The 20,928-nt window shown below is 61.2% G+C and carries 19 protein-coding genes and 1 pseudogene; 10 read left to right on the top strand and 10 right to left on the bottom strand.

Annotated elements, in window-relative coordinates; translation table 11 throughout:
* Window positions 1-113: 113 nt before the first annotated feature.
* The 3 genes and pseudogenes from OH720_RS31855 to OH720_RS11965 form a co-directional block, all read left to right on the top strand.
* Window positions 114-242 (top strand): annotated as a pseudogene (locus tag OH720_RS31855) (PAAR domain-containing protein); the annotation flags it as partial.
* Between the two features lie 92 nt (window positions 243-334).
* Complete coding sequence (locus OH720_RS31850) at window positions 335-649, top strand: DUF2515 family protein (RefSeq protein WP_442967312.1); 315 nt, start codon at window positions 335-337, stop codon at window positions 647-649.
* On the top strand, window positions 646-1,263 hold the full coding sequence (locus OH720_RS11965; RefSeq protein ID WP_272605773.1) for a hypothetical protein: 618 nt from the start codon (window positions 646-648) through the stop codon (window positions 1,261-1,263). Before OH720_RS31850 ends, OH720_RS11965 begins: the two co-directional genes overlap by 4 nt.
* A gap of 11 nt (window positions 1,264-1,274) precedes the next feature.
* On the opposite strand, the gene OH720_RS11960 is transcribed toward OH720_RS11965, so the two are convergent.
* The 3 genes from OH720_RS11960 to OH720_RS11950 all read right to left on the bottom strand — a co-directional run bounded on the left by OH720_RS11960 (window position 1,275) and on the right by OH720_RS11950 (window position 4,012).
* A complete protein-coding gene (locus OH720_RS11960) occupies window positions 1,275-2,387 on the bottom strand; it encodes a succinylglutamate desuccinylase/aspartoacylase family protein (RefSeq protein ID WP_008062559.1) in 1,113 nt (370 codons plus the stop codon).
* Between the two features lie 108 nt (window positions 2,388-2,495).
* Complete coding sequence (locus OH720_RS11955) at window positions 2,496-3,275, bottom strand: ABC transporter substrate-binding protein (RefSeq protein ID WP_008062560.1); 780 nt, start codon at window positions 3,273-3,275, stop codon at window positions 2,496-2,498.
* Window positions 3,276-3,592: 317 nt separating this feature from the next.
* Entirely contained in the window at window positions 3,593-4,012 is a 420-nt protein-coding gene (locus OH720_RS11950; RefSeq protein ID WP_272605772.1) for a rhodanese-like domain-containing protein, read from the bottom strand.
* A 101-nt stretch (window positions 4,013-4,113) separates the two neighbouring features.
* On the opposite strand from OH720_RS11950, the gene ftrA reads away from it, so the two are divergent.
* Complete coding sequence (gene ftrA / locus OH720_RS11945) at window positions 4,114-5,088, top strand: transcriptional regulator FtrA (RefSeq protein ID WP_272605771.1); 975 nt, start codon at window positions 4,114-4,116, stop codon at window positions 5,086-5,088.
* Window positions 5,089-5,096: 8 nt separating this feature from the next.
* Here ftrA and cobF read toward each other — a convergent pair whose 3' ends face one another.
* Entirely contained in the window at window positions 5,097-5,852 is a 756-nt protein-coding gene (gene cobF / locus OH720_RS11940; RefSeq protein WP_272605770.1) for a precorrin-6A synthase (deacetylating), read from the bottom strand.
* Entirely contained in the window at window positions 5,849-6,424 is a 576-nt protein-coding gene (locus OH720_RS11935; protein ID WP_272605769.1) for a histidine phosphatase family protein, read from the bottom strand. The genes cobF and OH720_RS11935 overlap by 4 nt, the downstream gene beginning before the upstream one ends.
* A 343-nt stretch (window positions 6,425-6,767) precedes the next feature.
* Between OH720_RS11935 and OH720_RS11930 the strand changes: the two genes are divergently transcribed.
* The 3 genes from OH720_RS11930 to OH720_RS11920 all read left to right on the top strand — a co-directional run bounded on the left by OH720_RS11930 (window position 6,768) and on the right by OH720_RS11920 (window position 9,894).
* Window positions 6,768-7,784, top strand: a complete 1,017-nt coding sequence (locus OH720_RS11930) for an arginine N-succinyltransferase (RefSeq protein WP_272605768.1) — start codon at window positions 6,768-6,770, stop codon at window positions 7,782-7,784.
* 61 nt (window positions 7,785-7,845) lie between these two features.
* Window positions 7,846-8,982 (top strand): arginine N-succinyltransferase, encoded by a 1,137-nt coding sequence (gene astA / locus OH720_RS11925; RefSeq protein WP_272605767.1) that lies wholly within the window; start codon window positions 7,846-7,848, stop codon window positions 8,980-8,982.
* 42 nt (window positions 8,983-9,024) lie between these two features.
* Window positions 9,025-9,894: an isocitrate lyase/PEP mutase family protein gene (locus tag OH720_RS11920; RefSeq protein WP_008062568.1), complete on the top strand. Its 870-nt coding sequence runs from the start codon at window positions 9,025-9,027 to the stop codon at window positions 9,892-9,894.
* Between the two features lie 422 nt (window positions 9,895-10,316).
* On the opposite strand, the gene OH720_RS11915 is transcribed toward OH720_RS11920, so the two are convergent.
* Window positions 10,317-11,390 (bottom strand): diguanylate cyclase, encoded by a 1,074-nt coding sequence (locus tag OH720_RS11915; RefSeq protein WP_272605766.1) that lies wholly within the window; start codon window positions 11,388-11,390, stop codon window positions 10,317-10,319.
* Between the two features lie 190 nt (window positions 11,391-11,580).
* On the opposite strand from OH720_RS11915, the gene OH720_RS11910 reads away from it, so the two are divergent.
* The 3 genes from OH720_RS11910 (at window position 11,581) to hglS (ending at window position 15,500) form a co-directional block, all read left to right on the top strand.
* Window positions 11,581-13,032 (top strand): flavin-containing monooxygenase, encoded by a 1,452-nt coding sequence (locus OH720_RS11910; protein ID WP_272605765.1) that lies wholly within the window; start codon window positions 11,581-11,583, stop codon window positions 13,030-13,032.
* A 21-nt stretch (window positions 13,033-13,053) separates the two neighbouring features.
* A complete protein-coding gene (locus OH720_RS11905) occupies window positions 13,054-14,010 on the top strand; it encodes an alpha/beta fold hydrolase (protein WP_272605764.1) in 957 nt (318 codons plus the stop codon).
* 110 nt (window positions 14,011-14,120) lie between these two features.
* Complete coding sequence (gene hglS, locus OH720_RS11900) at window positions 14,121-15,500, top strand: 2-oxoadipate dioxygenase/decarboxylase HglS (protein WP_272605763.1); 1,380 nt, start codon at window positions 14,121-14,123, stop codon at window positions 15,498-15,500.
* A 111-nt stretch (window positions 15,501-15,611) separates the two neighbouring features.
* Here the strand turns inward: hglS and OH720_RS11895 are convergent, their stop codons facing one another.
* The 4 genes from OH720_RS11895 to OH720_RS11880 all read right to left on the bottom strand — a co-directional run bounded on the left by OH720_RS11895 (window position 15,612) and on the right by OH720_RS11880 (window position 20,928).
* Window positions 15,612-16,289, bottom strand: a complete 678-nt coding sequence (locus tag OH720_RS11895) for a type 1 glutamine amidotransferase domain-containing protein (RefSeq protein WP_272605762.1) — start codon at window positions 16,287-16,289, stop codon at window positions 15,612-15,614.
* Between the two features lie 379 nt (window positions 16,290-16,668).
* Window positions 16,669-17,250: a hypothetical protein gene (locus OH720_RS11890; RefSeq protein ID WP_272605761.1), complete on the bottom strand. Its 582-nt coding sequence runs from the start codon at window positions 17,248-17,250 to the stop codon at window positions 16,669-16,671.
* 143 nt (window positions 17,251-17,393) lie between these two features.
* Window positions 17,394-18,467: a lipocalin-like domain-containing protein gene (locus OH720_RS11885; protein WP_272605760.1), complete on the bottom strand. Its 1,074-nt coding sequence runs from the start codon at window positions 18,465-18,467 to the stop codon at window positions 17,394-17,396.
* Window positions 18,457-20,928, bottom strand: a complete 2,472-nt coding sequence (locus OH720_RS11880; RefSeq protein ID WP_272605759.1) for an ABC transporter permease — start codon at window positions 20,926-20,928, stop codon at window positions 18,457-18,459. Before OH720_RS11880 ends, OH720_RS11885 begins: the two co-directional genes overlap by 11 nt.

The following is a 20,928-nucleotide window of genomic DNA, read 5'->3' as shown; positions in this document are numbered from 1 at the left end:
TCTGATTTACCCCTGACTGCTTCGTATAGAACTCTGTGCGCGGCACTTTGCCACTCCTGCGTTCCATCGGGAGCAGGGGCAATTTGATCGTCATCAGACAGGGAGTTCAAGCAATGGCAGACGGATATTTCATTCGCAAGGGTGACAAGACCACTTGCGGTGGCCAGGTGCTGGAGACCGATACCCGCATCCTGATGTTTGGCTTCGCCCATGCTCGCGTAGGGGATCCGGTTTCCTGCGGCAAAAACGACGAAACCTACGAAATCCTCGGCGGCATCTCGTTCATGGACAGTCACGGTAAACTGATGGCGGGCTCGCTGGACAGCCGCAGTAGCTGCCCCTGCAAGGCCGGGCTCCTCCCCTCTTTTACCACCGCTACCTATGTGTCCAGACAGGATGCCTCGCCGCCGCCGGCGAGGAGTGCCCCTCCACAGGCGGCCGCGCCGGTCGCGCCGCGACAAGCCAGTTTCACTCCAGCGTGGGCACCTGTTTCAGCAACACCCCCTTTGCCAACCTGGCCGATATAAATCAGCGCATGGCCTTCGTACTGAGGGCAGCGAAGCAGTTTGATGATCTGCTGCACAGCGACCAGAGCGAGCAGATTGAGCGGTCGATTCGGGATATTGCCCTGGGTGGTGGCGTGCGATGAGCCTGTTGCAACGCGTGGGTTCGCGACGTGGTGCGTTGGCACTGGCGGTCGCCGCCCTCCTGACGCTGGCGGCGATTCAAAAACTTTCGGATGAGCCGGAAATCGCTCTCGTGATTGGCGAGCCGTACGAGGCCATGCGCCAGCGCTCCAGCGCAAGAATCGACCCAGTCATACCAGGGCACTCTTGGTTCAATGTTCCCAAGTCTGATGCCCGTCTGCGCTTCGCAGATCCTGAGTTTGGCTTTGTGACCCCGCTGGCCCGTTTCTTCACGGTAGGTTTTGGACGCGATGAACGGATTGACGGTGTCCGCATGTCCCCACAAGTCGAGCCGCTACTACTCGACGACACCCTCAAGGTCGTGCTGGATCTGCAGGAGCAATGGCGCAACGCTGGCTGGGTACCCACCCGGGTCAAGGACTTCCCCTCGTTCGCCGACACCCCGCAATGGCGTGCCCAATTACAAAGTGTAAAAAACGTCGAAAAAGCTTACTGGCGAGCAGGTGACAAGTACCAACTGATGCTGGTGGTTGGCCGCTTCATGGACTACAAACACCCCACAGAAGAACGCTACCTCATCACCTTAGCCATCCATCGATCACGGGGAGTGCAATGAACCTCCCCTCCTCAATCGTTAATCAACTTCCCAACCCGAATCGGCTCGCGCCCGGCCACTTTCGCCTGCCAGGTGCCCGGTTGCGTATAGCGACCACGATCGATCGCAAACAACACGCCACTGGTGCCCGCGCGCACGGTGGTGACCTTGTCGTTCAACGGGTCGACCACTTCAAACAACGCATCGCCCTGCTCCACCCACTCACCGGCATCGCGCAGGAAGCTGACCACGCCGTGATGCGGTGCGAACAGGTATTGGGTGCCTTCGAAGGGCATGCCCTCACAGCACTCGCCCGGTGCCGCCGGCCAGGTGCCCTTGATGAAACCCTGTTCGGCGAGAAAGCCCAGGATCGCCTCGCAATTGGCCTGCGCCTGATCGACCCGGGTGTCGCCCATGCTGCCAAGTTCCAGGGTGGTTGCCAGGTTGGCCGGTGGGATGGCCGCTTCAGGGAAAGCTCTGGCCAGGCGCAACCAGGGTGAAGAGCAAGACTCGTCGAAGGAACTGCCGCCGGAATCTTCGCACAGCAGAGCCACCCCGGCTTTCAGGCGCGCCGCCAGCGATTGCCACTGCGGCCAATGTTGCGGCAAGGCGTAGAGGTGAATCGCCGCGTCGAAGTCGCAATGCAGGTCGAGGGTGATGTCGGCGTCGCAGGCGTGGCGTAGCAACAGGCGGTGCATCGCTTCCAGTTGCGACGCCGGGGCCGGCAGGTCGTCGAGCACCTGGCCCATGGCCTGGCGAATCAAGGCGATGTTGGCCTCGGCATCGCTGCCCAGACGATCACCCACCCGCTGCGCCACCGGTGCGCTCAGTTCGACGAACGAGCGGTTGAAGTTCTTGCCGCTGCCCAGTTCGAAGCGGCCCATGTGGCTGCCTTGCAGGTGCTGGTCGAGACCGATGGGGTTGGCCACCGGCACCAGTTCGATCAGGCCTTGCAGTTGTCCCTGGCTTTCCAGTTCGGCCAGGCGCTGCTTGAGCTCCCAGGCCGTGCGCATGCCTGGCAGTTCATCGGCGTGCAGGCTGGCCTGGATATAGACCTTGCGCGGCCCTGCGCCATAACGGAATACGCTGAGGGTGCGCTCTGTACCCAGGTGGCTCCAGGGCAGTGGATGGTCGATGCGTTGCATGGCAGAACTCCGATTCGCCCACGGTTGGGAAATGTATTGGGCAGGATAAAACATGAGCATAAAAAAATGGCAGCCGCGTCAACGGCTGCCATTTTTTGAACCGCTCGCTTACTCGCCGTAAACGTCAAACTTGAAGTACTTGTCCTGCACTTGCTTGTACTTGCCGTTGGCGCGGATCTCGGTAATGGCCTTGTTGAACTGCTCGGCGAGGGCGGTATCGCCCTTGCGCACGGCAATCCCGGCGCCACCGCCGAAGTATTTCGGATCGTTGTACTCGGGCCCGACGAAAGCGAAACCTTTACCGGCGTCGGTCTTCAGGAAACCGTCGTCCAGGTTGACCGAGTCGGCCAGCAGCGCGTCAACGCGGCCGGAGACCATGTCCAGGTTGGCTTCCTGTTGCGAGCCATAACGCACCAGCTCGATGCCCGCAGGCACCAGCACTTCCGTGGCGAAGCGGTCGTGGGTACTGGCGCGCAGCACACCGACTTTCTTGCCTTTGAGCTCGGTCAGCGGGTCCTTGATGGCGGTACCTTCCTTCATCACGAAACGTGCCGGGGTGTGGTAGTACTTGATGGTGAAATCGACGTTTTTCTTGCGATCGTCGGTGATGGTCATGGACGACAGGATGGCGTCGATTTTCTTGACCTTCAGTGCCGGAATCAGGCCGTCGAACTCTTGCTCGACCCAGGTGCACTTGACCTTCATCTGCTCGCACAGGGCGTCGCCGATGTCCACGTCGAAACCGGTGAGTTTGCCGTCAGGGGTCTTCATCGAGAACGGCGGGTAACCGGCTTCGATGCCGATGCGGATGGGCTTGGTATCCGCGGCCACGGCGGTCAGGGACAACATCGACAGTGCCAGGGCACCGAACATCACTAGCTTGTTCATTTATAACTCCTGTGTGCGGAGACTTTTATTGGCAGCTTTCGGTCGATAGCTTGTGGCTGGGGACCGAAGTGGCCGGCAGTCTAGAGCGGCTTTCACAGGGCAAATTATTTCAATGCGACAAATATTTATGGATAATGGTCATCACACTCTTTGCTTGTAGGAGCCAGGCTTGCCGGCGAACCGGGCGCCGCGGTCTGTCTGTTGCACCGCGTTATCGTTCTTCGCGGGCAAGCCTCGCTCCTACAGAAAAACACGATCACCCGACATCAGGTCAGCCGCCCCTATATCGAGGACCGAGCGCAGCTCCGCAGGGAACCTCAGCACGCACAACCGATAGCAGCACCCGTTGCACTCAACTCAAACCCTTCATCCAGCCATCCGTTCACCCCGCCAATCATTTCCTTGACCGGATACCCCAGCGCCGCCAGCTTCACCGCCGCCTTGTTCGCGCCGTTGCAGTGGGGGCCGGCGCAATAGACCACGAACAGGCTGGTTTTCGGGTAGGCGCGCAAGCCATCGGCGTTGAGCAGTCGCCCGGGGATGTTGATCGCGCCGGGTACATGCCCCCGGTCGAACGCCAACGGCCCCCGCACATCCACCAGGACAAAATCGACTTCGCCGGCCTGTTGGCTGGCGTAGACGTCGGAACAGTCGGTTTCGAATGTCAGGCGGTTGCTGAAATGCATCAAGGCAATGGCTGAAGGGGCGGCGGGAATGTCGCGCACTAGGCTGGTCATGGGCAGGGCTCCTGGATATGAGTGGGTGTGAACAGACTTTATCTGGCCGCCCACAGCGGCTAAAGTGGCGCACAAGACACTCACCGGGAACTTTCCGCCAAATGCATTCCTCTCCAGGACTGGTCGCAATCCTGGCCTACGACGGCCTGTGTACCTTCGAATTCGGCATCGCCGTGGAGATCTTTGGCCTGGCGCGGCCAGAGTTCGATTTCCCTTGGTATAGCCATCAGATTGCGGCCGTCGATCAAGGCCCGATGCGCGCCATGGGCGGCATCCGGGTACTGGCCGATGGCGGCCTGGAATTGCTGCAGCAGGCCCGGACCGTGATCATTCCCGGCTGGCGCGATCGTCAGGCAGACGTGCCCGAGGCATTGCTGACGGCCCTGCGCCAGGCCCATGCGCGGGGCGCGCGGTTGCTGTCGATCTGCTCGGGGGTGTTCGTGCTGGCCGCCACCGGTTTGCTCGACAGTCGCGGCGCCACCACTCACTGGCGCTACACCGCGGAACTGGCCGAACGCTTCCCGAACATCCTGGTGGACCCGGACGTGCTCTACGTCGATTCGGGGCAATTGATCACCTCTGCCGGCAGCGCCGCCGGCATCGACGCCTGCCTGCATCTGGTGGCGCGGGACTTCGGTACCCAGGTCGCCAACTCGGTGGCGCGGCGCCTGGTGATGTCACCGCAACGCACCGGGGGCCAGGCGCAGTTCATTCCGACGCCGGTCAGTCCTACGCCGCGCAGCGATCTTTCACGCGTGATGCAGTGGGCACGGGAGCGTTTGCACCAACCGCTGGAGGTTCGCGACCTGGCCAGCGAAGCCGCCATGAGCGAACGCACCTTCCTGCGCCGTTTCACCGAAGCCAGCGGCCAGTCGCCCAAGACCTGGTTGCAACATGAGCGGCTGGGCCGTGCCCGGGAATTGCTGGAAAGCACCGACCAGCACACAGAGCAGATCGCCCAGCACTGTGGTTATCGTTCGGTGGAAAGCTTTCGCGTGGCGTTTCGCAACGTGGTCGGCGTGCCGCCGTCGGTGTACCGCGAACGGTTTGGCCGAACCGACCAGCGCATGTCCTGAGGCATGCTTCAGGGCTTGCGCAACAGATAGGTGTCCATGATCCAGCCATTGGCCTGCCGGGCCGCCTTGCGCACCTGCTCGATCTGCTGCGCCACCTCCCCGAGCTTGCCGCTGATGAGGATTTCATCCGGCGTCCCGAGGTAGGCGCCCCAGTAAATCTCTGTCTGCTGATCCGCCACATGCTGGTAGGCATCCTGGGCGTCGAGCATCACCACCAGACTGTCGGCATCGCTCACCTGCCCTGCCGCCAAGCGCCGGCCGGTGGTAATTTCAACCGGGCGGCCAATTTGATTGAGCGTCACCTTGTGCGCCGCGGCCAGCGCCTGGACGCTGGTGATGCCGGGGATCACCTCGAACTCGAAGGCACAGGTGCCTGAAACCAGGATCGCCTGCAGGATTCGAATAGTGCTGTCGTACAACGCCGGGTCGCCCCACACCAGAAAACCGCCGCACTGGTCATCGGCCAGTTCCTCATTGATCAGCCGCTCGAAGGTTTGCTGTTTGGCCAGGTTCAACGCATCGACGCTGGTTTTGTAGTCGATGTCGCCACGTTCGCGCTCCGGGCTTGGAGCCTCGACAAAGCGGTAATGCGGATCGGTGATATGACGCTCGCAGAGCTCGCGGCGCAGGTCGATCAGCGAGTCCTTGCTCTGGCCCTTGTCCATGATGAAAAAAACATCGACCCGGTTCAGCGCCTTCACGGCCTGCAGGGTGATGTGGTCGGGGTTGCCGGCGCCGATGCCGATGACCAGGAGTTTTTTCATCTGGGCATTCCCTCGTTATCGTTGCACGACAGCCGCAACCGCCAGCAACCATGGAACTGCAGGTCTAGCGTTGACAGCGGCTCGACATCGATCAGGTTGAAGGCCGAACCCTGCAGCACGTGCATCAACGCGGCACGCATGACGAATGGGTGGGTCACGGCAAGTACATGGCCGGGCAGCGCCTCCAGGGTTTTCATCCAGGCGGCGACGCGCTCGCCGACTTGCGCCACCGACTCACCACCGTGGGGTGCCGAGCGCGGATCGGCAAGCCAGGCCTGAAGTGATTCACCGTGGCTTTTTTGCAGGTCGTTGATTCGCACGCCGCGCCAATCACCGAAGTCGCAATCGCGCAGGGCCTCGACGATTTCCACGGGCTTGCCGAACAGTTCGGCGGTCTGTCGTGTGCGTAACTCCGGAGCGCACAACAGGCGCGATGTTTCCTTGAGTCGAGCGCCTCGCGAGCCCCGCGCCGATTGCCAATCCATCTCCAGGGGTTCGTCCACGGGGAAGCGCGCCAGCTTCTGTGCCAGGGTTCGAGCGTGGCAGATCAAAGTCAAACGGGTCGCCTGCACGAAAAAAATCACTCTGTGGAATAGAAAGGAAAATCGGCGCCTAGCCGTCAGTCATTGCCCAATTGTGCCGTAAGAAAGATCGTCAGGGGGCCTCATTTCAACGATTCGGACGCTCGTTAATGGCGAAGCCCTACACGGCCCATCAACCTCCCCTTCGTCTGCTGCTGACAGTCATTTCCCGTCCGTTCAACCGAGAAAAAGCCCCCGTGAAAATTAACTAGACATGTAGTGCGCCATCTACGAATACTGTTTTCAACGGATTAACGAACACCTCATCCAGCAGGAGCCGGGATGCCCTCATGCGAAGGCCGGTCACCGAGCCCTTTGATACAGGAGTGCACCCATGCTGGTCTTGCGCACCGTGCAACCAACCGACCTGCCGCAGTTGCAGCGACTGGCCCGCGAAAGCCTGGTGGGCGTCACGTCCTTGCCCGATGACAGCGCACGCTTGCGCGACAGGATTCTCGACTCTTGCTCGTCGCTGCAACAAAACGTCGAGAGTCCCGGCCCGCAGAATTACTTTTTCGTCCTCGAAGACCAGACGAACCGGCGCCTGGCAGGTTGCTCGGAAATCGTCGCCACGACCGGCTCCAGCGAACCCTTCTACAGCCTGCGCAACCGCCCTTTCACCAGTGCCTCGCGCGAGCTGAACATCAAGCACGGCGTACCTGCCCTGTCGCTGTGCCAGGACCTCAACGGCCACACCTTGCTGCGCGGCTTCCATATCGATACGGCGCTGGTGCGTACGCCGCACTCCGAATTGTTGTCGCGGGCGCGCCTGTTGTTCATTGCCGCGCATGCACAACGCTTTGCCGATGCAGTGATCAGCGAAATCGTCGGTTTCAGCAGCGATGACGGCCACTCCCCCTTCTGGGATGCCGTGGGCAAGCATTTTTTCGACCTGCCCTACGTCGAGGCCGAGCGTCTTTGCGGCCTGCAAAACCGGTCGTTTCTCGCCCACCTGATGCCGCAATACCCGATCTACGTGCCGATGCTGCCCCAGGCCGCGCAAGACTGCATCGGGCGCATCCACCCCGATGGCCAGGAAGCCTTCGATATCCTTGCCCGCGAAGGGTTCGAAACCAACACTTATGTCGACCTGTTCGATGGTGGCCCGACGCTGTATGCACGCACGGTCGACATTCGCTCGATCGCGCAAAGCCAGACCGCACAGGTCAATTCCGGCGAATCCATCGACGCCCGTGGCCGCTATCTGCTCAGCAACGATTCGCTCGAGGACTATCGCGCCATCGTCGCCGATCTTGACTACCGCACAGGGCAACCCGTGTCGCTGGACGCCGGGATCTGCCAAGCCCTGCAGGTGACTGAAGGCAGCACGATCCGGCTGATCGCCCTGTGAGCATTAAACGCCACGAGCCCCATCGACAACGCCCGAACGGGCATGCAGAAGGCAGCGCAACATGATTGTCCGCCCGGTCCAGGTGACCGACCTGCCCACCTTGCTCGCACTGGGCCGCCTGGCGGGCCGCGGCTTGACGACCCTGCCGGTCAACGAAGAGCGCCTGTGCCATCGCGTGCGCTGGGCCCAAAGGACCTTCGCCGAACAGGTCGAACGCGCCGACGCCGACTACCTGTTTGTGCTCGAAGACGACGACCGGCAAGTGGTCGGCGTCAGCGCCATGACCGGGGCGGTTGGCCTGCGCGAGCCCTGGTACAACTATCGTGTCGGGCTGACCGTCAATTCTTCACCCGACCTGGGTATTTCACGACATATCCCGACCTTGTTCCTCAACAATGAGATGACCGGTCAATCGGAACTCTGTTCGTTGTTCCTGCGCCCCGATCAACGCTGGGGCAGTAACGGCCGGCTGCTGTCGCTGGGACGCCTGTTGCTGGTGGCGGAGTTCCCGCACCTGTTCGGCGAGAAACTGATTGCCGAGCTGCGCGGCAGTGCCGACGAAAAAGGTTGTTCACCCTTCTGGGACAGTGTGGGCCGTCATTTTTTCAAGATGGAATTCAGTCACGCCGATCACTTGTCGGGGCTGGGCAACAAATCGTTCATCGCCGAGCTGATGCCACGTCAACCGCTCTACACCTGCCTGCTCACCGAACGGGCCCAGGCGGTAATCGGCAAGCCGCATGTCAATTCGGAGCCGGCCCTGAAGATCCTCACTGCCGAGGGATTCTCCCACAAAGGCTACATCGACATTTTCGATGCGGGCCCGGTGATCGAAGCCCCGGTTCCAGGCATTCGAACCGTGCGCGACAGTCAGCACCTGCAATTGGCCATCGGCACCCCGGACGACCAGGCACCGATCTGGCTGATCCATAATCGCCGCCTGGAAAACTGCCGAATCACCGCCGCCCCAGCGCGACTGACGGGGGGCAACAGCCTGCTGGTCGACCGCCTCACCGCCAAGCGCTTGCAACTGCAACCCGGCGATTCGGTGCGCGCGGTGCCGCTGCCCAGCCGCCAGCAGCAGGCCGCGGGTGAGCCCTGGCTCGCCACAAGATTGATGTCCTTGGCCGGAAAACCTGCAAATTCGTCATCATTTCAGACCTGCCCACGTGATAGCCTTCCACATCTTCGGCGTTGACACTTTTGCTCAAGCCTTTCCATTTCCATTGGTGGAACTCATATGTCCAGGCTTTCTCATCAAGATTTGCGCCGCAATTTTCGCCAACTGTTCGCCTCCAACACCTGCTATCACACCGCCTCGGTCTTCGACCCAATGTCGGCGCGCATCGCTGCTGACCTGGGGTTCGAGGTGGGGATCCTCGGTGGATCGGTCGCGTCGTTGCAGGTATTGGGCGCCCCTGACTTTGCCTTGATCACCCTCAGCGAATTCGCCGAACAGGCCACCCGCATCGGCCGCGTCGCCCAATTGCCGGTGATTGCCGACGCCGACCATGGCTACGGCAACGCGCTCAATGTCATGCGCACCATCGTCGAGCTGGAACGTGCCGGCGTGGCGGCCCTGACCATCGAAGACACCCTGCTGCCGGCGCAATTCGGCCGCAAATCCACCGACCTGATCACGGTCGCCGAAGGTGTCGGCAAGATTCGCGCGGCACTGGAAGCCCGGTGCGATTCGCAAATGGCAATCATCGCCCGCACCCATGCAGGCATCCTGCCGGTCCAGGAAATCATCAGCCGCACCAAGCAATACCAGGCCGCGGGCGCGGACGGAATCTGCATGGTGGGGGTAAAGGATTTCGACCACCTGGAACAGATCGCCGAGCACCTGAGCGTGCCGCTGATGCTGGTGACCTACGGTAATCCGTTGTTGCGTGATGACCAACGCCTTGCCGAACTGGGCGTACGCATCGTCATCGACGGCCACGGGGCCTACTTCGCCGCGATCAAGGCGACTTACGACAGCCTGCGCGAACAGCGTCAGATATTTACCCAGGCGGCGGATCTGAACGCTACCGAACTGACGCATACCTACACGCAGCCGGAGGAATACATTCGGTGGGCGGAGGAGTTTATGCACGTTAAAGAGTAATGACTTCTGCTCTGGCTTTTGCTTTTGCTTTTGCTTTTGCTTTTGCTTTTGCTTTTGCTTTTGCTTTTGATCCACCCGCCCCTTCGGGAGGCTGAGTGGAGGTGTTCATCCGGGGAGTGGCGCGCAGCGCCGTTCGACGCAGTCGAACACGCTGCATGTAGGTGCAGCGAAGCCAACCGGAGGGCAGTGTCCCCGGATGGATACCGGAGCGAAGGAATCCCGAGCCTTAGCGAGGGGCCGGACGCTGGGGCAAGACTTTTTGGTTCCTTTTGTGGCGTTTGACAAAAGGGACTCGCCGTAAGGGCGAAACCATAAGTGGCCGTTACCGCAGCAACGGATATGTACTCGGACAACAAAGACAGGTCGGCTGTCAGGCCGCCATCGCTGGCAAGCCAGCTCCCACAGGGGTTCAGCGGTGAGGTTCAGACAGAGTCAAGCAGCTCGCGCTGAGGCCTGTCATTGCTGCAACAGATAACCCGATTACGCCCCGAGGTCTTGGCCTCATACAACGCCTGGTCAGCATCGTTGAGCCACAAGGTCGCATCGGCGTGGCGTGCGTTAAAGGCCGCAAGACCAATGCTCAAGCTGACTTTCAGGGCCGGAGTTTGCTCGTACCCCAGGGTCGCGAAACGGTCACGCAAGGCGTCCATGGCCACGGCCGCGCTGCTCAACGGCAGGTCGGGAAGGATCACGCAGAACTCGTCGCCGCCATAACGCCCGGCCACGTCGGTGGCCCGCAGGTTCTGCCTGAGCATCTTGCTCAATTGGCGCAGCACGATGTCACCGGCAACGTGGCCGTAGGTGTCATTGATGCTCTTGAAGTGGTCGATGTCGATCAGGGCGATGGCCCCGCCCTGATGCTGGCGTTGGCAGCGCTGGAACTCGATCTCCAGCTGATCCTTCCAGGCGCCGTGATTGAGCAGGCCGGTCAGGCTGTCGGTGCGGCTCAGGGCCAGCAGCTCACGCTTTTGCCGGCCGAGGGTATAGGCCTGGCGATAGCAGATCCAGCCCAGTGCCATGGGATAAAAACACATCAGGGGCAAGCAGGCGTACAGCTGCAGCTGGCTGGTTTCAGGGATGAAGGCCGGGGTGAAGATCAGCCAGCCGACGCACACCCCGAGAATCTGCGCCGCACTGCCCACCAGCAGAAAACGCAAACCGCCGATGGCTACGTTGTTCATCGCCATCATGGAAATAGTCGTTGCACTGGGCAGCGGATTGAACTGCATCGCGGCGACCCAGAAGCCGCCCATGAACGCGTCGACCAACAGGTTGCGGTGTTCGGCGTGATAGGGCGTCTTGCCCCGACGCGCCCATTGATAGGCCAGGTGCGGCCAGAGCAAGCCGTTGAACAGCATCAGGCTCCAGACCCACATCGCCGGGTCCAGTGGGTACATCGCCACACTCACGCAGATCAAACCCAGCACCAGGCCGAGGATTCGCGACGTGTAGAGCCTCCTGGCCAGTGAAAGTCCTTTTCCTCCCATCTTTCCCATAGGGACCTCTGCACCACAGAACGAACCTGTTCACACCGGGAATGCAGGTGTGCCCGAAGTCTATCAGGGCAACGGCAAATAGCCATCACCGGCCGGCGGGACGAGCTCCCGTCGCCAGCAAATCGATGTACCCGCAGAAACGGCTATACATGAAGGTAGGGATTGCTGCACAACGTTGAAAAGGAGGCCCATGCAGACCTTTCAAGTGCTGATCATCGGCAGCGGTTTTGGCGGCCAGTGCGCGGCGGTCAATTTGCTCAAGGCCGGCATCGACGATTTTCGCCTGCTGGAACGCCGGGATTTCTTCGGCGGCACCTGGTGCCAGAACACTTACCCGGGCGCCGCGGTCGACGTGCCCTCGCCGCTCTATTCGCTGTCGTTCGCCCCCTACCGCTGGACGCAGATGTTCGCCGAACAGGCTGAACTGCACCGCTACACCCGTTACGTGGTGGAGCACTTCGGCTTGCGAAGCAAGGTGGAACTGCAGGCCAATGTCGAGCGTGTCGAATGGGACGAAGAACATACACTCTGGGCGGTACACACCGCCAAGGGCGTGTTTCATGCCCAGTTCCTGATCAATGCCACCGGCCCCCTGAGCCAACCGGTGGTCCCACACTTCGAAGGTCAGGAACGCTTTGGCGGCAAAGCCTTTCATACCAACAATTGGGATCATTCCTACGATTACCGGCAAAAGCGTGTGGCCATCATCGGCAGCGGCGCCAGTGCGGCCCAAGTGATTCCGGCGATCGCCCCGGATGTCGAGCACCTGCATGTATTCCAGCGCACGCCGCATTGGGTGCTGCCACGGGCTGACCGCACCTTCGGCCGTTTCCAGCGCTGGTTGCTCGGGCTCAAGCCGGCCTACAAGCTGCTGCGCTGGCTGATCTACTGGCAGTTTGAAACCCGGGTGATTGCCTTCAAATATTCAAGGCCGGCAGTGCGCATGGTCCAGCTGCAAGCCCTGCGTTTGCTCAAGCGCCAGGTGCCGGATGCCGAGTTGCGGCGCAAATTGACCCCCGACTACACGCTCGGCTGCAAGCGGGTGATCCTGTCGAGCACCCTTTACCCTGCGCTGTGCCGCGCCAACGTGACATTGCACAGCCGCGAACAGGGCATCAAAGCCATCGATGAAACCGGTATCCTCATGCAGGACGGCCAACACATCGACCTGGACCTGATCATCTGGTCCACCGGTTACGACGCCACCGACGGGGTGATTTCCTACCCTGTTACGGGAAAAAACGGCACCCGCCTCAAGGACGTCTGGGCGCAATACCCGCGCGCCTACCTCGGCACCAGCCTGCCGGCCTTCCCCAACCTGTTTATCGTCACCGGGCCGAACACCGGGATCGGCCATACATCGGCACTGTTCATCATCGAATCGCAGATGAACTACATCCTCGATTGCATTCGCACGATAAAAGCACGCGGTTTGCGCAGCATCGAAGTACGCCCCGAGGCAGAACGTACCTACACTGAAATGATCCATAGAGAAATGGAACGCACGGTGTGGAAGTCAGGAGGCTGCCACAGTTGGTATCAAAGCAAGAGCGGTCATGTGGTTGCCATGTTTCCCGGGTTCAGTTTCAGCTTTCACCGCTTGACCCGAACCCTGAAACCGGCGGATCACATCGTGTCCTGATCAGATAGAAGGAAGACGCTGATGCTTTTACTGGTTGTCGCTATCGCGGTGTTCGCCGCCTGGAGCTGGTTGAGCTACCCGGCCATCGGGTACTGGCTGTATGACTTGAGCGTGGCCGTCGAGGCCAAGTTGTACAAACTGCACAAGATCGTCGTGCCCATCGCCGAAATGACTGTCTCGACCTGGCAAGGCGGACCGTATGAGGCGTCCAGCAATGTGTTGATGCTGCACGGCTTCAGTGCCGACAAGAACCTGTGGCTGCGTTTTGCCCGGCACTTTGTCGGCAACTACCGGGTGATCATCCCCGACATCGCCGGGCATGGTGAAACCGGCTTCAAGGCGGGTGGCGGCTATGACATTCCCTTGCAAGCCAAGCGCATGATCCAGTTGCTCGATGTCTGCGGGGTCGACAAGGTCCATGTCATCGGCAACTCGATGGGCGGCTACATCGCGGCCTGGCTGGCGGCCCATTATCCGGAGCGCATCGCCTCGCTCGCCCTGTTCGACCCTGCCGGGGTCACTGCGCCAGAACCCAGTGACCTGGAGCGGCATCTGGCCAAGGGCCACAACCCGTTCCTGATCCACTCGCGGGAAGAATTCAAGTATTTCTATGGCATGACCATGGCCGAACCACCGTGGGTGCCGCGCGTGGTGCTGGATGCCGTCGCCCATCGCTATCAACAGTCGCGCGACGAACTGGAGGAAATCTTCCGCGAATTTCGCGCCAGCCCGCCAATGGAACCCCGGCTGCCGGCAATCAAGGCCCCGGCGCTGTTGCTATGGGGGCGCAAGGACCGCTTGATCGATGTCAGCAGCGTGGCCATCTGGAGCAAGGGCCTGGCGGATCTGCGGGTGGAAATATGGGAAGGCATCGGGCACATGCCGATGGTCGAAGCACCTGCAGGTTCGGCGCGCCTGTATCGGGAGTTTTTGGCATCGCTGCGCTCGGAAAGCCCCCAGGATCAACGTCTGCACTGAGCTGGCAGTCCTTTGCAGAATGAAGTCCGTCAGAAACTTCGTTTGCCGGCGTCGATGAAGGCTGCGATCTTTTCGCCATCCTTCACGTCAACGCGCCAGGAAATTTGTTCATGAGCCATCCGAGCTTCGTCAGCCCCGACCTGATCCGCCAACGCTTCTCCAAGGCGATGTCCGACATGTACCGCGAAGAAGTGCCGCTGTACGGCGCGCTGATGGAACTGGTGGAACAGACCAACCGCCACGTGCTGGACCACGACCCGCAAGTGGCCCAACGCTTGAACAGCACCGGGGAAATCGAGCGCCTCGACCTTGAGCGCCATGGTGCAATCCGGGTCGGCACCGCCGCTGAACTGGCCACCCTCGCCCGCCTGTTCGCGGTGATGGGCATGCAGCCGGTGGGTTATTACGACCTGACCCCGGCCGGGGTGCCGGTGCATTCGACCGCGTTCCGTGCGGTGCATGAAGCGGCGCTGCAAGTCAGCCCGTTTCGTGTGTTCACCTCGTTGCTGCGCCTGGAACTGATTGAAGACCTGGAGTTGCGGGCGTTTGCCCAGTCGGTGCTGGACCAGCGTTCGATCTTCACCCCCGTTGCGCTCACGCTGATCGATCGTGCCGAATCCCAAGGCGGCCTCAGCGAAAAAGAGGCCGAAGAGTTCGTCGAGCAGGCCCTGGAAACCTTCCGCTGGCACCACAGTGCCACGGTGACCGCCGAGCAATATCAGAAACTCAGCGCCCAGCATCGACTGATTGCCGACGTGGTGGCGTTCAAGGGCCCGCACATCAATCACCTGACGCCGCGCACCCTCGACATCGACATCGTGCAGGCGCAAATGCCGGCGCACGGCATCACCCCCAAGGCGGTGATCGAAGGTCCGCCCCGCCGTCAGTGCCCTATCCTGCTGCGCCAGACCAGTTTCAAGGCGCTTGACGAGCCGGTCGCGTTCAGCGATCAATCCGACACCCGCGGCAGCCACAGCGCCCGCTTCGGTGAAATCGAACAACGCGGCGCCGCACTGACGCCCAAAGGCCGGGCGCTGTACGACCGCTTGCTCAATGCTGCGCGGGACGAACTCAAGGATTTCCCCAACGAAGCCAACGCTGACCGCTACAACGCCTTGATGGCGCAACACTTCAGCGAATTCCCTGACACCCATGAGGGCATGCGCCAACAGGAACTGGCGTTCTTTCGCTATTTTGTGACGGAAAAAGGCCTGGCGGCGGCTGAACTGAAAACCTTGGCGCTCGAAGACCTGGTCAGCGGCGGGTATCTGCAAGTTGAACCACTGGTGTACGAGGATTTCCTGCCGGTCAGCGCCGCGGGGATCTTTCAGTCAAACCTGGGGGATGACGCGCAAACCCACTATGGCGTGCACTCTAACCAACAGGCGTTCGAATCAGCCCTGGGGCGTTCAACGATCGATGAACTGCAGTTGTATGCACAAACTCAACAGCGCTCGATCGAGCAGTGTCTAGCCGCCCTGGGTAACTAACCCCTCCCCTGTAGGAGCCAGGCTTGCCGGCGAATTAGACGCTGCGGTGTTTCTGTAATACCGCGTCATCGTTCTTCGCCGGCAAGCCTGGCTCCTACAAAAATCCGGTGTTCATTTCAGTTTTGACAGCAGGGCTTCAGCCGTCGCCTGTGAAGACGCCGGATTCTGCCCCGTCAGCAACAACCCATCGGTCAACACATAGCTCGCCCAATCCGGCCCCTTCGAAAAAATCCCGCCCTTGGCCTGGAGTTCGTCCTCCACCAAAAATGGCACGACCTTGGTCAGTTGTACCGCTTCTTCTTCACTGTTGGTGAACCCCGTCACCCGCTTGCCCTTGACCAGTGGCTGGCCGTCGGCGCCCTTGGCATGGCGCAGTACACCGGGCGCATGGCAGACGGCGGCGACCGGTTTGCCGGCGTTGTAGAACGCTTCGATGAGCGCGATCGAGTCACGGTCTTCGGCCAGGTCCCAGAGTGGCCCATGGCCGCCTGGATAGAAGATTGCGTCGTAGTCCAAGGCTTTCACCGTGCCCAGCACGACGGTCGAGGCCAATGCGGACTGAGCCGCGGGGTCCTTGCGAAAGCGTTCGGTGGCCTCGGTTTGCGCATCCGGCTCGTCGCTTTTGGGGTCCAACGGGGGCTGGCCGCCCTTGGGCGAGGCCAGGGTCAGTTGCGCACCTGCGTCCTTGAAGGCGTAATAGGGTGCCGCGAATTCTTCCAGCCAGAAGCCGGTTTTCTTGCCGGTGTCACCCAATTGATCGTGGGACGTTAGAACCATCAGGATTTTCATGTCGTCATCACTCCATCTCGGGACGGCGGGCGAAACACATAACAGTCAGTTACAAGTTCAAACCCGGGGTTAGTGCAGAGCAGACAACGACTGCGCCCTTCGTATTGAAAGTGCAGTCGTACTTGGAAAAAGTGTTCGCCCAGTGCTATGGCCTCGGCATTCCATGCACTGGTAAAGAACCCTGGCACTGGGCGAACGGGGTGTATTTTAATAGATGTTTATGGATATGTCCGCGAATTAAACATGAAATTTGCCGATACATATCCTATAAGATGTCAATTCAAATACAATTGAAACCAACAACTTAAACCCACTAGTTCGGCCAAAACTGATTATTCCTATACAAAATTTGTACAGGAATAATCAATGAATAAATCACTCAACTTCCGGATGCGGTGGTTACCTGCAATACGTCGGTGTATATCACGTTAACGCTTTGTCCGACTTTCAGGTCCTTCAACTTGGCTTGAACTTCCGGTTTTTCGACAGTGATGGTTTTGGTCTGCCCCGCCGGGTTTTTAAAGGACACCTGGTTTTTCTTCAGGTCGATGTCGGTGATTTGCAGCTGGACTTCGACCTGACGATAAGCTTCGCCGCCAGGGACGCTGCCGGGTGCGTTGCGAGCTTCGCCGGCACGCTCCAAGCTGCCGGGCAGCCCCTTGTCGACATCGGTGTCGAGGTAGGCGGCGACGGAGCGGGTGACCTTGATGTCGACCTGGTCTCCGGCTTTCAGCTGGCCGAGGTTTTTCGCCTTATCGGTCAGTTGCACATGCACCTGACGACCTTCCGGCCCTTCAAGCACCACTTGATGCTTGGCGGCATCGACCGAAACGACTTTGGTGCTGACTTCATCAGCCTCCACGACGGCAGACAACGGGATATCCGCGGCAACGGCGCTGAGGCTGGCAGCAGACAACAAGGTGGCAAGGGTGACAGCTTTGGTCAGTGCGTGAAGTTTCATAGGCAGAACATTCCCTGTGGTCAATGACGACAAACAGCGCCGAAACAAGCTCCAACGCCGTGTGTGGGAATGAGCATAGACGCTGATCAGGGAGTGTTCGCGGTTTCTTGTGCGGTCGATTCGCCGCTGGGCGGAGCTGCGACTCAATAACCGGTCATTTCCAGATACCCCTGCCCGCCGTGGCTTCCGCTCAAGCGCACCGGCCCCTCCCAATAGGGAATGCGCAAATCCATCCAGGCTTGGGGATTCAGCGCACTGATGACGATATCGAGTCGTTTGCCGGGAATCTTGATCGACCAGCGCACCGGCATCGAACGCCCGGCCACCTTGGCGGTGTCCTGAGGGGTGAGGTGGATGTCGGCGGCGCTGAGCATTTGCGTCTGACCCAGGGCGTCGATCCAGGTGCCGGTCAGGTAAGGATCGCCGTTTTTTTGCCGCATGCGATAGAGCATCACCTGCTCGCCGCTGTCCAGGTGCAGGGAAAACCAGTCCCAACCGCTTTGATTGGCGGTCAGGGGCTGGCTGCTCCATTCTCGGTCGAGCCACGCGGGGCCACTGACCTGAAACGCCTTGCCGTCGATCGAAAGCAGGCCACTGGCCTGGAAAAACGGCTGGCTGTAGTAATACGACGCCTGGCCCTGTTCGGATTTCTGACTGAAACCCTTGTCCCCTTGCAGCACCAGCGGTCGATTCGAAGTCAGCCGCAGTTCATAGCTGAAGGCCTTGTCCCGGGCGCGCAGTTGCATTTCGGCCAGAGGGTCGGCACCCGCTACCTGACTACTCAAGCGCCAGTCGTCGATCCACGCCTCGAATGGCGCAAGGCGCACGCCGGCCTGTCCCACGCCGCCTCGGGCATAACGCTCGGCGGCGTGATGCACCGAGGCCGAGGTCACCGCCGCGTGGCCCAGCCATATCGTCTGGTTGGCCCAGCCAGATGCCTCGGGCGTGGCTTTCAAGGCACTGCGAAACAGCGTCCACTGCGCGCCGAACTCGCGGCCCTGCGCATCCTTGAGGTTGGCGGTGATGTACCACCATTCGATGCGAAAGCCCTCATGCGGGCCGTGATCGGCCGGAAAGCTGAACTCGCGCCCTGGCACCACCGGGATAAAAGCGGACGCCTGATTGCCGAGGCCGGCGAAGCCCTTTTCTTCAGGCGCCGGCTGACCGCAACCGGCGAGCAACGCTACGACCAACCATACCCCGAACTCAATCCTCATGGGCAAAGGTCCTCAGCAGGTCCGCCGGTTGCGTGCGATACAGCGAATACAGCGGCCACGCCGACGCCAGCAACGTCGCCAACAACGCCAGCCCCATCAACTGCAGCAATTGCAGGGGAAACACCCGCAGCGGCAGACGCCAGCCAAAAGCCTGGACGTTGATCACGGTGTCCAGGCACCAGGCCAACGCAATGCCCAGCGGCAACGCCAACACCAGCGTCAGCACCGCCAACAGCCAGGTTTGCCCAAGGTTGAGCAGCATCAGTTGCCGACGCGTCACCCCCAGCGCCCACAGCGGCGCCAGTTGGCCCAGACGACTCTGGCTTTGCGTCAGCAGGCTGATGAACAACGCCACGCCCGCCACGCAAAGGGTCAGGCTATTGAGCGCAGCAGTGGCGGCGAAGGTGCGCTCGAACACTTGCGTCGACCAACCCTTGAGCCGGGCCTGATCGACGATGCGACTGTCCTCCAGCGCAAAATGCGCTTGCAGCGCGGTTACGAACGGCGTGATCAATGCTGGTTCGATGCGCAGGTTGAAGCGGTTCGGCGTCAGTTGTGGCCAGCCGCGCAGCAAGTGATTGACGTTGACCAGCAGGTGGCCCTTGGGATTGCCGTAGTCGGCATAGATCCCGACGATACGTGGCGACCAGGGACCGTTGGGCGTGGCAATCGTCAAGTGATCGCCCAGCTTGACCTTCAAGCGTCGCGCCAGTTGCTCGCTGAGCATCATGGTGTCGTCCGCCGCCAGGCTGTCCCAGGGCTTGTCGCAGAGGGCCTCCAGCAACGGCCAGTGCTGACGATAGGTCGGGTGATCGATCACCCCAAACACATCCGCCGGCCAACCCTGCAATTGAATCGAGACCTGCCAGTTGGGCAACACCGCCGTGAGCTGCGGTTGTTGCTCGAGCCAATCGTAAAGCTGCCGAGCCTGGGCCGGGTTTTGTGGGTTGAGGTAGAGCTCGGCGGTCAGCCGTTGTTCCAGCCAGTTGCTGAAGGTCTGGCGAAAACCGGCGGTCATGCTGCCGGCTCCGATGTTGGCCGCCAGGGCCAGCAACAACGCCATCAGCGCCAGGCTCAAGGCCGGCAGTTGCTGGCGGCAATCGGCGACAAACCACTGGCCGAGCACCGAAGCAGTGCGCCTCGTCAGCCCATTGAGCACGCCATTGAGTACCACCGGCAGCGCCAACGCGGCGCCCAGCAACAGCGCGGCCATCAACACAAATCCGCTGGCCAGGCTGTCACCGCGCAGCAACGCCAGCAACGCAATGCCCAACGCAATCGCCGCCACCCAACCCTGGCGGCGCAGCCAGCGCGCATGGGCCTGGTGCCAGGCCTGCGGATCGGCCAGGGCCAGCAGCGGCAAACGCGCGGCCCGCCACAAGCTGTTGGCACCCGCGAGCGCGGCGCCGAGCAGGCTCAGGCCGACGCCGCTGAGCCACCACAGCGGGCTCAGGCTCAGCTGCCCCGCCACTTCGGCACCGTACAACCCGCGCAGGCTGGCGGCGACATCCGGCAGCAACACGCTGGCCAGCAGGTAACCGCTGATAACGCCGGCCACGCCGCCGATCAAGGCCAGGGCGCCCAGTTCGACGGCCAGTGAGACGATCAGCATCCGCGCGCTGACCCCGCAGGCGCGCAGGGTCCGCAGCAGACCACGCCGCTGTTCCAGCGCCAGGCCTATCGCGGCATGCACGATAAACAGGCCGACCACGAACGACAGGAACCCCAGGGCGTCCAGGTTCAGGTGAAAGCTTTCGGTGAGGCGCGCCAGATTGTTTTCTTCGCCGCTGCTCTTGAACTGAAGTTGGCCCTTGAACGAATCGGGCAGTGTCGCGGTGAAATTCCCGGGCAGCAGCAGACGCGATAACTGCTCGGGCAACCCGAGAATCTGCTGGGCAAAACCGATGTCCATCAGCAACACACCCGGCGCCATGTCCACCTGGGCGTGCAGGGGTGGCAAGGCCTGACCGTTCAAGGCCTGTGGCCGATCGCCCTGGGCCAATCCCAGGGCCTGCAGCGTCTGCGGCGCAATCCAGGTGCTGCCCGGCGGGGTGAAGAACTCGACAACCTGCTCGATGGCCAACGCCCGCCCCGCCACCTCGGACCCGGCCGGCAGGGACACGGGTTCGATGCCCATCAGTTGCAGGCGCTGATCCTCATGGCCCTTGAGCGTCAGCCGCCCCTGCAACACCGGCGACACCGGCCAACCGGCGCGGCGCAGGTCGACAAACAACTGCTGGGAGAACGTCCCGCCGCCGGGCGCACTCAGGCTGGCCTGGGGTTCGCCGCCGATCAACTGGCTGGCCTTGGCATAGCTGTCCCGCGCCTGGCTGTTCAGGGCTTGCACGCCGGTGAGCAGGCTGGTGGCCAGCCACAGCCCGGTCAACACGCTAAAGAATTGCACCGGGTGCTGTCGCCAATGACTGAGCAGCGCGCGCAGGGTCTGGCGAAAAATGCGCAT

Origin of the sequence: Pseudomonas sp. WJP1 (genome assembly GCF_028471945.1) — a bacterium.
GTDB lineage: Bacteria > Pseudomonadota > Gammaproteobacteria > Pseudomonadales > Pseudomonadaceae > Aquipseudomonas.
The sequence above is the reverse complement of the archived record's forward strand: the minus strand, read 5'-3'. Positions and strand labels throughout refer to the sequence as shown.

Coding starts and splice junctions, on each gene's coding strand:
- OH720_RS11965 (WP_272605773.1), top strand. CDS start 646: ATGAGCCTGTTGCAACGCGTGGGTTCGCGACGTGGTGCGTTGGCACTG.
- OH720_RS11960 (WP_008062559.1), bottom strand. CDS start 2,387: ATGCAACGCATCGACCATCCACTGCCCTGGAGCCACCTGGGTACAGAG.
- OH720_RS11955 (WP_008062560.1), bottom strand. CDS start 3,275: ATGAACAAGCTAGTGATGTTCGGTGCCCTGGCACTGTCGATGTTGTCC.
- OH720_RS11950 (WP_272605772.1), bottom strand. CDS start 4,012: ATGACCAGCCTAGTGCGCGACATTCCCGCCGCCCCTTCAGCCATTGCC.
- ftrA (WP_272605771.1), top strand. CDS start 4,114: ATGCATTCCTCTCCAGGACTGGTCGCAATCCTGGCCTACGACGGCCTG.
- cobF (WP_272605770.1), bottom strand. CDS start 5,852: ATGAAAAAACTCCTGGTCATCGGCATCGGCGCCGGCAACCCCGACCAC.
- OH720_RS11930 (WP_272605768.1), top strand. CDS start 6,768: ATGCTGGTCTTGCGCACCGTGCAACCAACCGACCTGCCGCAGTTGCAG.
- astA (WP_272605767.1), top strand. CDS start 7,846: ATGATTGTCCGCCCGGTCCAGGTGACCGACCTGCCCACCTTGCTCGCA.
- OH720_RS11920 (WP_008062568.1), top strand. CDS start 9,025: ATGTCCAGGCTTTCTCATCAAGATTTGCGCCGCAATTTTCGCCAACTG.
- OH720_RS11915 (WP_272605766.1), bottom strand. CDS start 11,390: ATGGGAAAGATGGGAGGAAAAGGACTTTCACTGGCCAGGAGGCTCTAC.
- OH720_RS11910 (WP_272605765.1), top strand. CDS start 11,581: ATGCAGACCTTTCAAGTGCTGATCATCGGCAGCGGTTTTGGCGGCCAG.
- OH720_RS11905 (WP_272605764.1), top strand. CDS start 13,054: ATGCTTTTACTGGTTGTCGCTATCGCGGTGTTCGCCGCCTGGAGCTGG.
- hglS (WP_272605763.1), top strand. CDS start 14,121: ATGAGCCATCCGAGCTTCGTCAGCCCCGACCTGATCCGCCAACGCTTC.
- OH720_RS11895 (WP_272605762.1), bottom strand. CDS start 16,289: ATGAAAATCCTGATGGTTCTAACGTCCCACGATCAATTGGGTGACACC.
- OH720_RS11890 (WP_272605761.1), bottom strand. CDS start 17,250: ATGAAACTTCACGCACTGACCAAAGCTGTCACCCTTGCCACCTTGTTG.
- OH720_RS11885 (WP_272605760.1), bottom strand. CDS start 18,467: ATGAGGATTGAGTTCGGGGTATGGTTGGTCGTAGCGTTGCTCGCCGGT.
- OH720_RS11880 (WP_272605759.1), bottom strand. CDS start 20,928: ATGCGCATTTTTCGCCAGACCCTGCGCGCGCTGCTCAGTCATTGGCGA.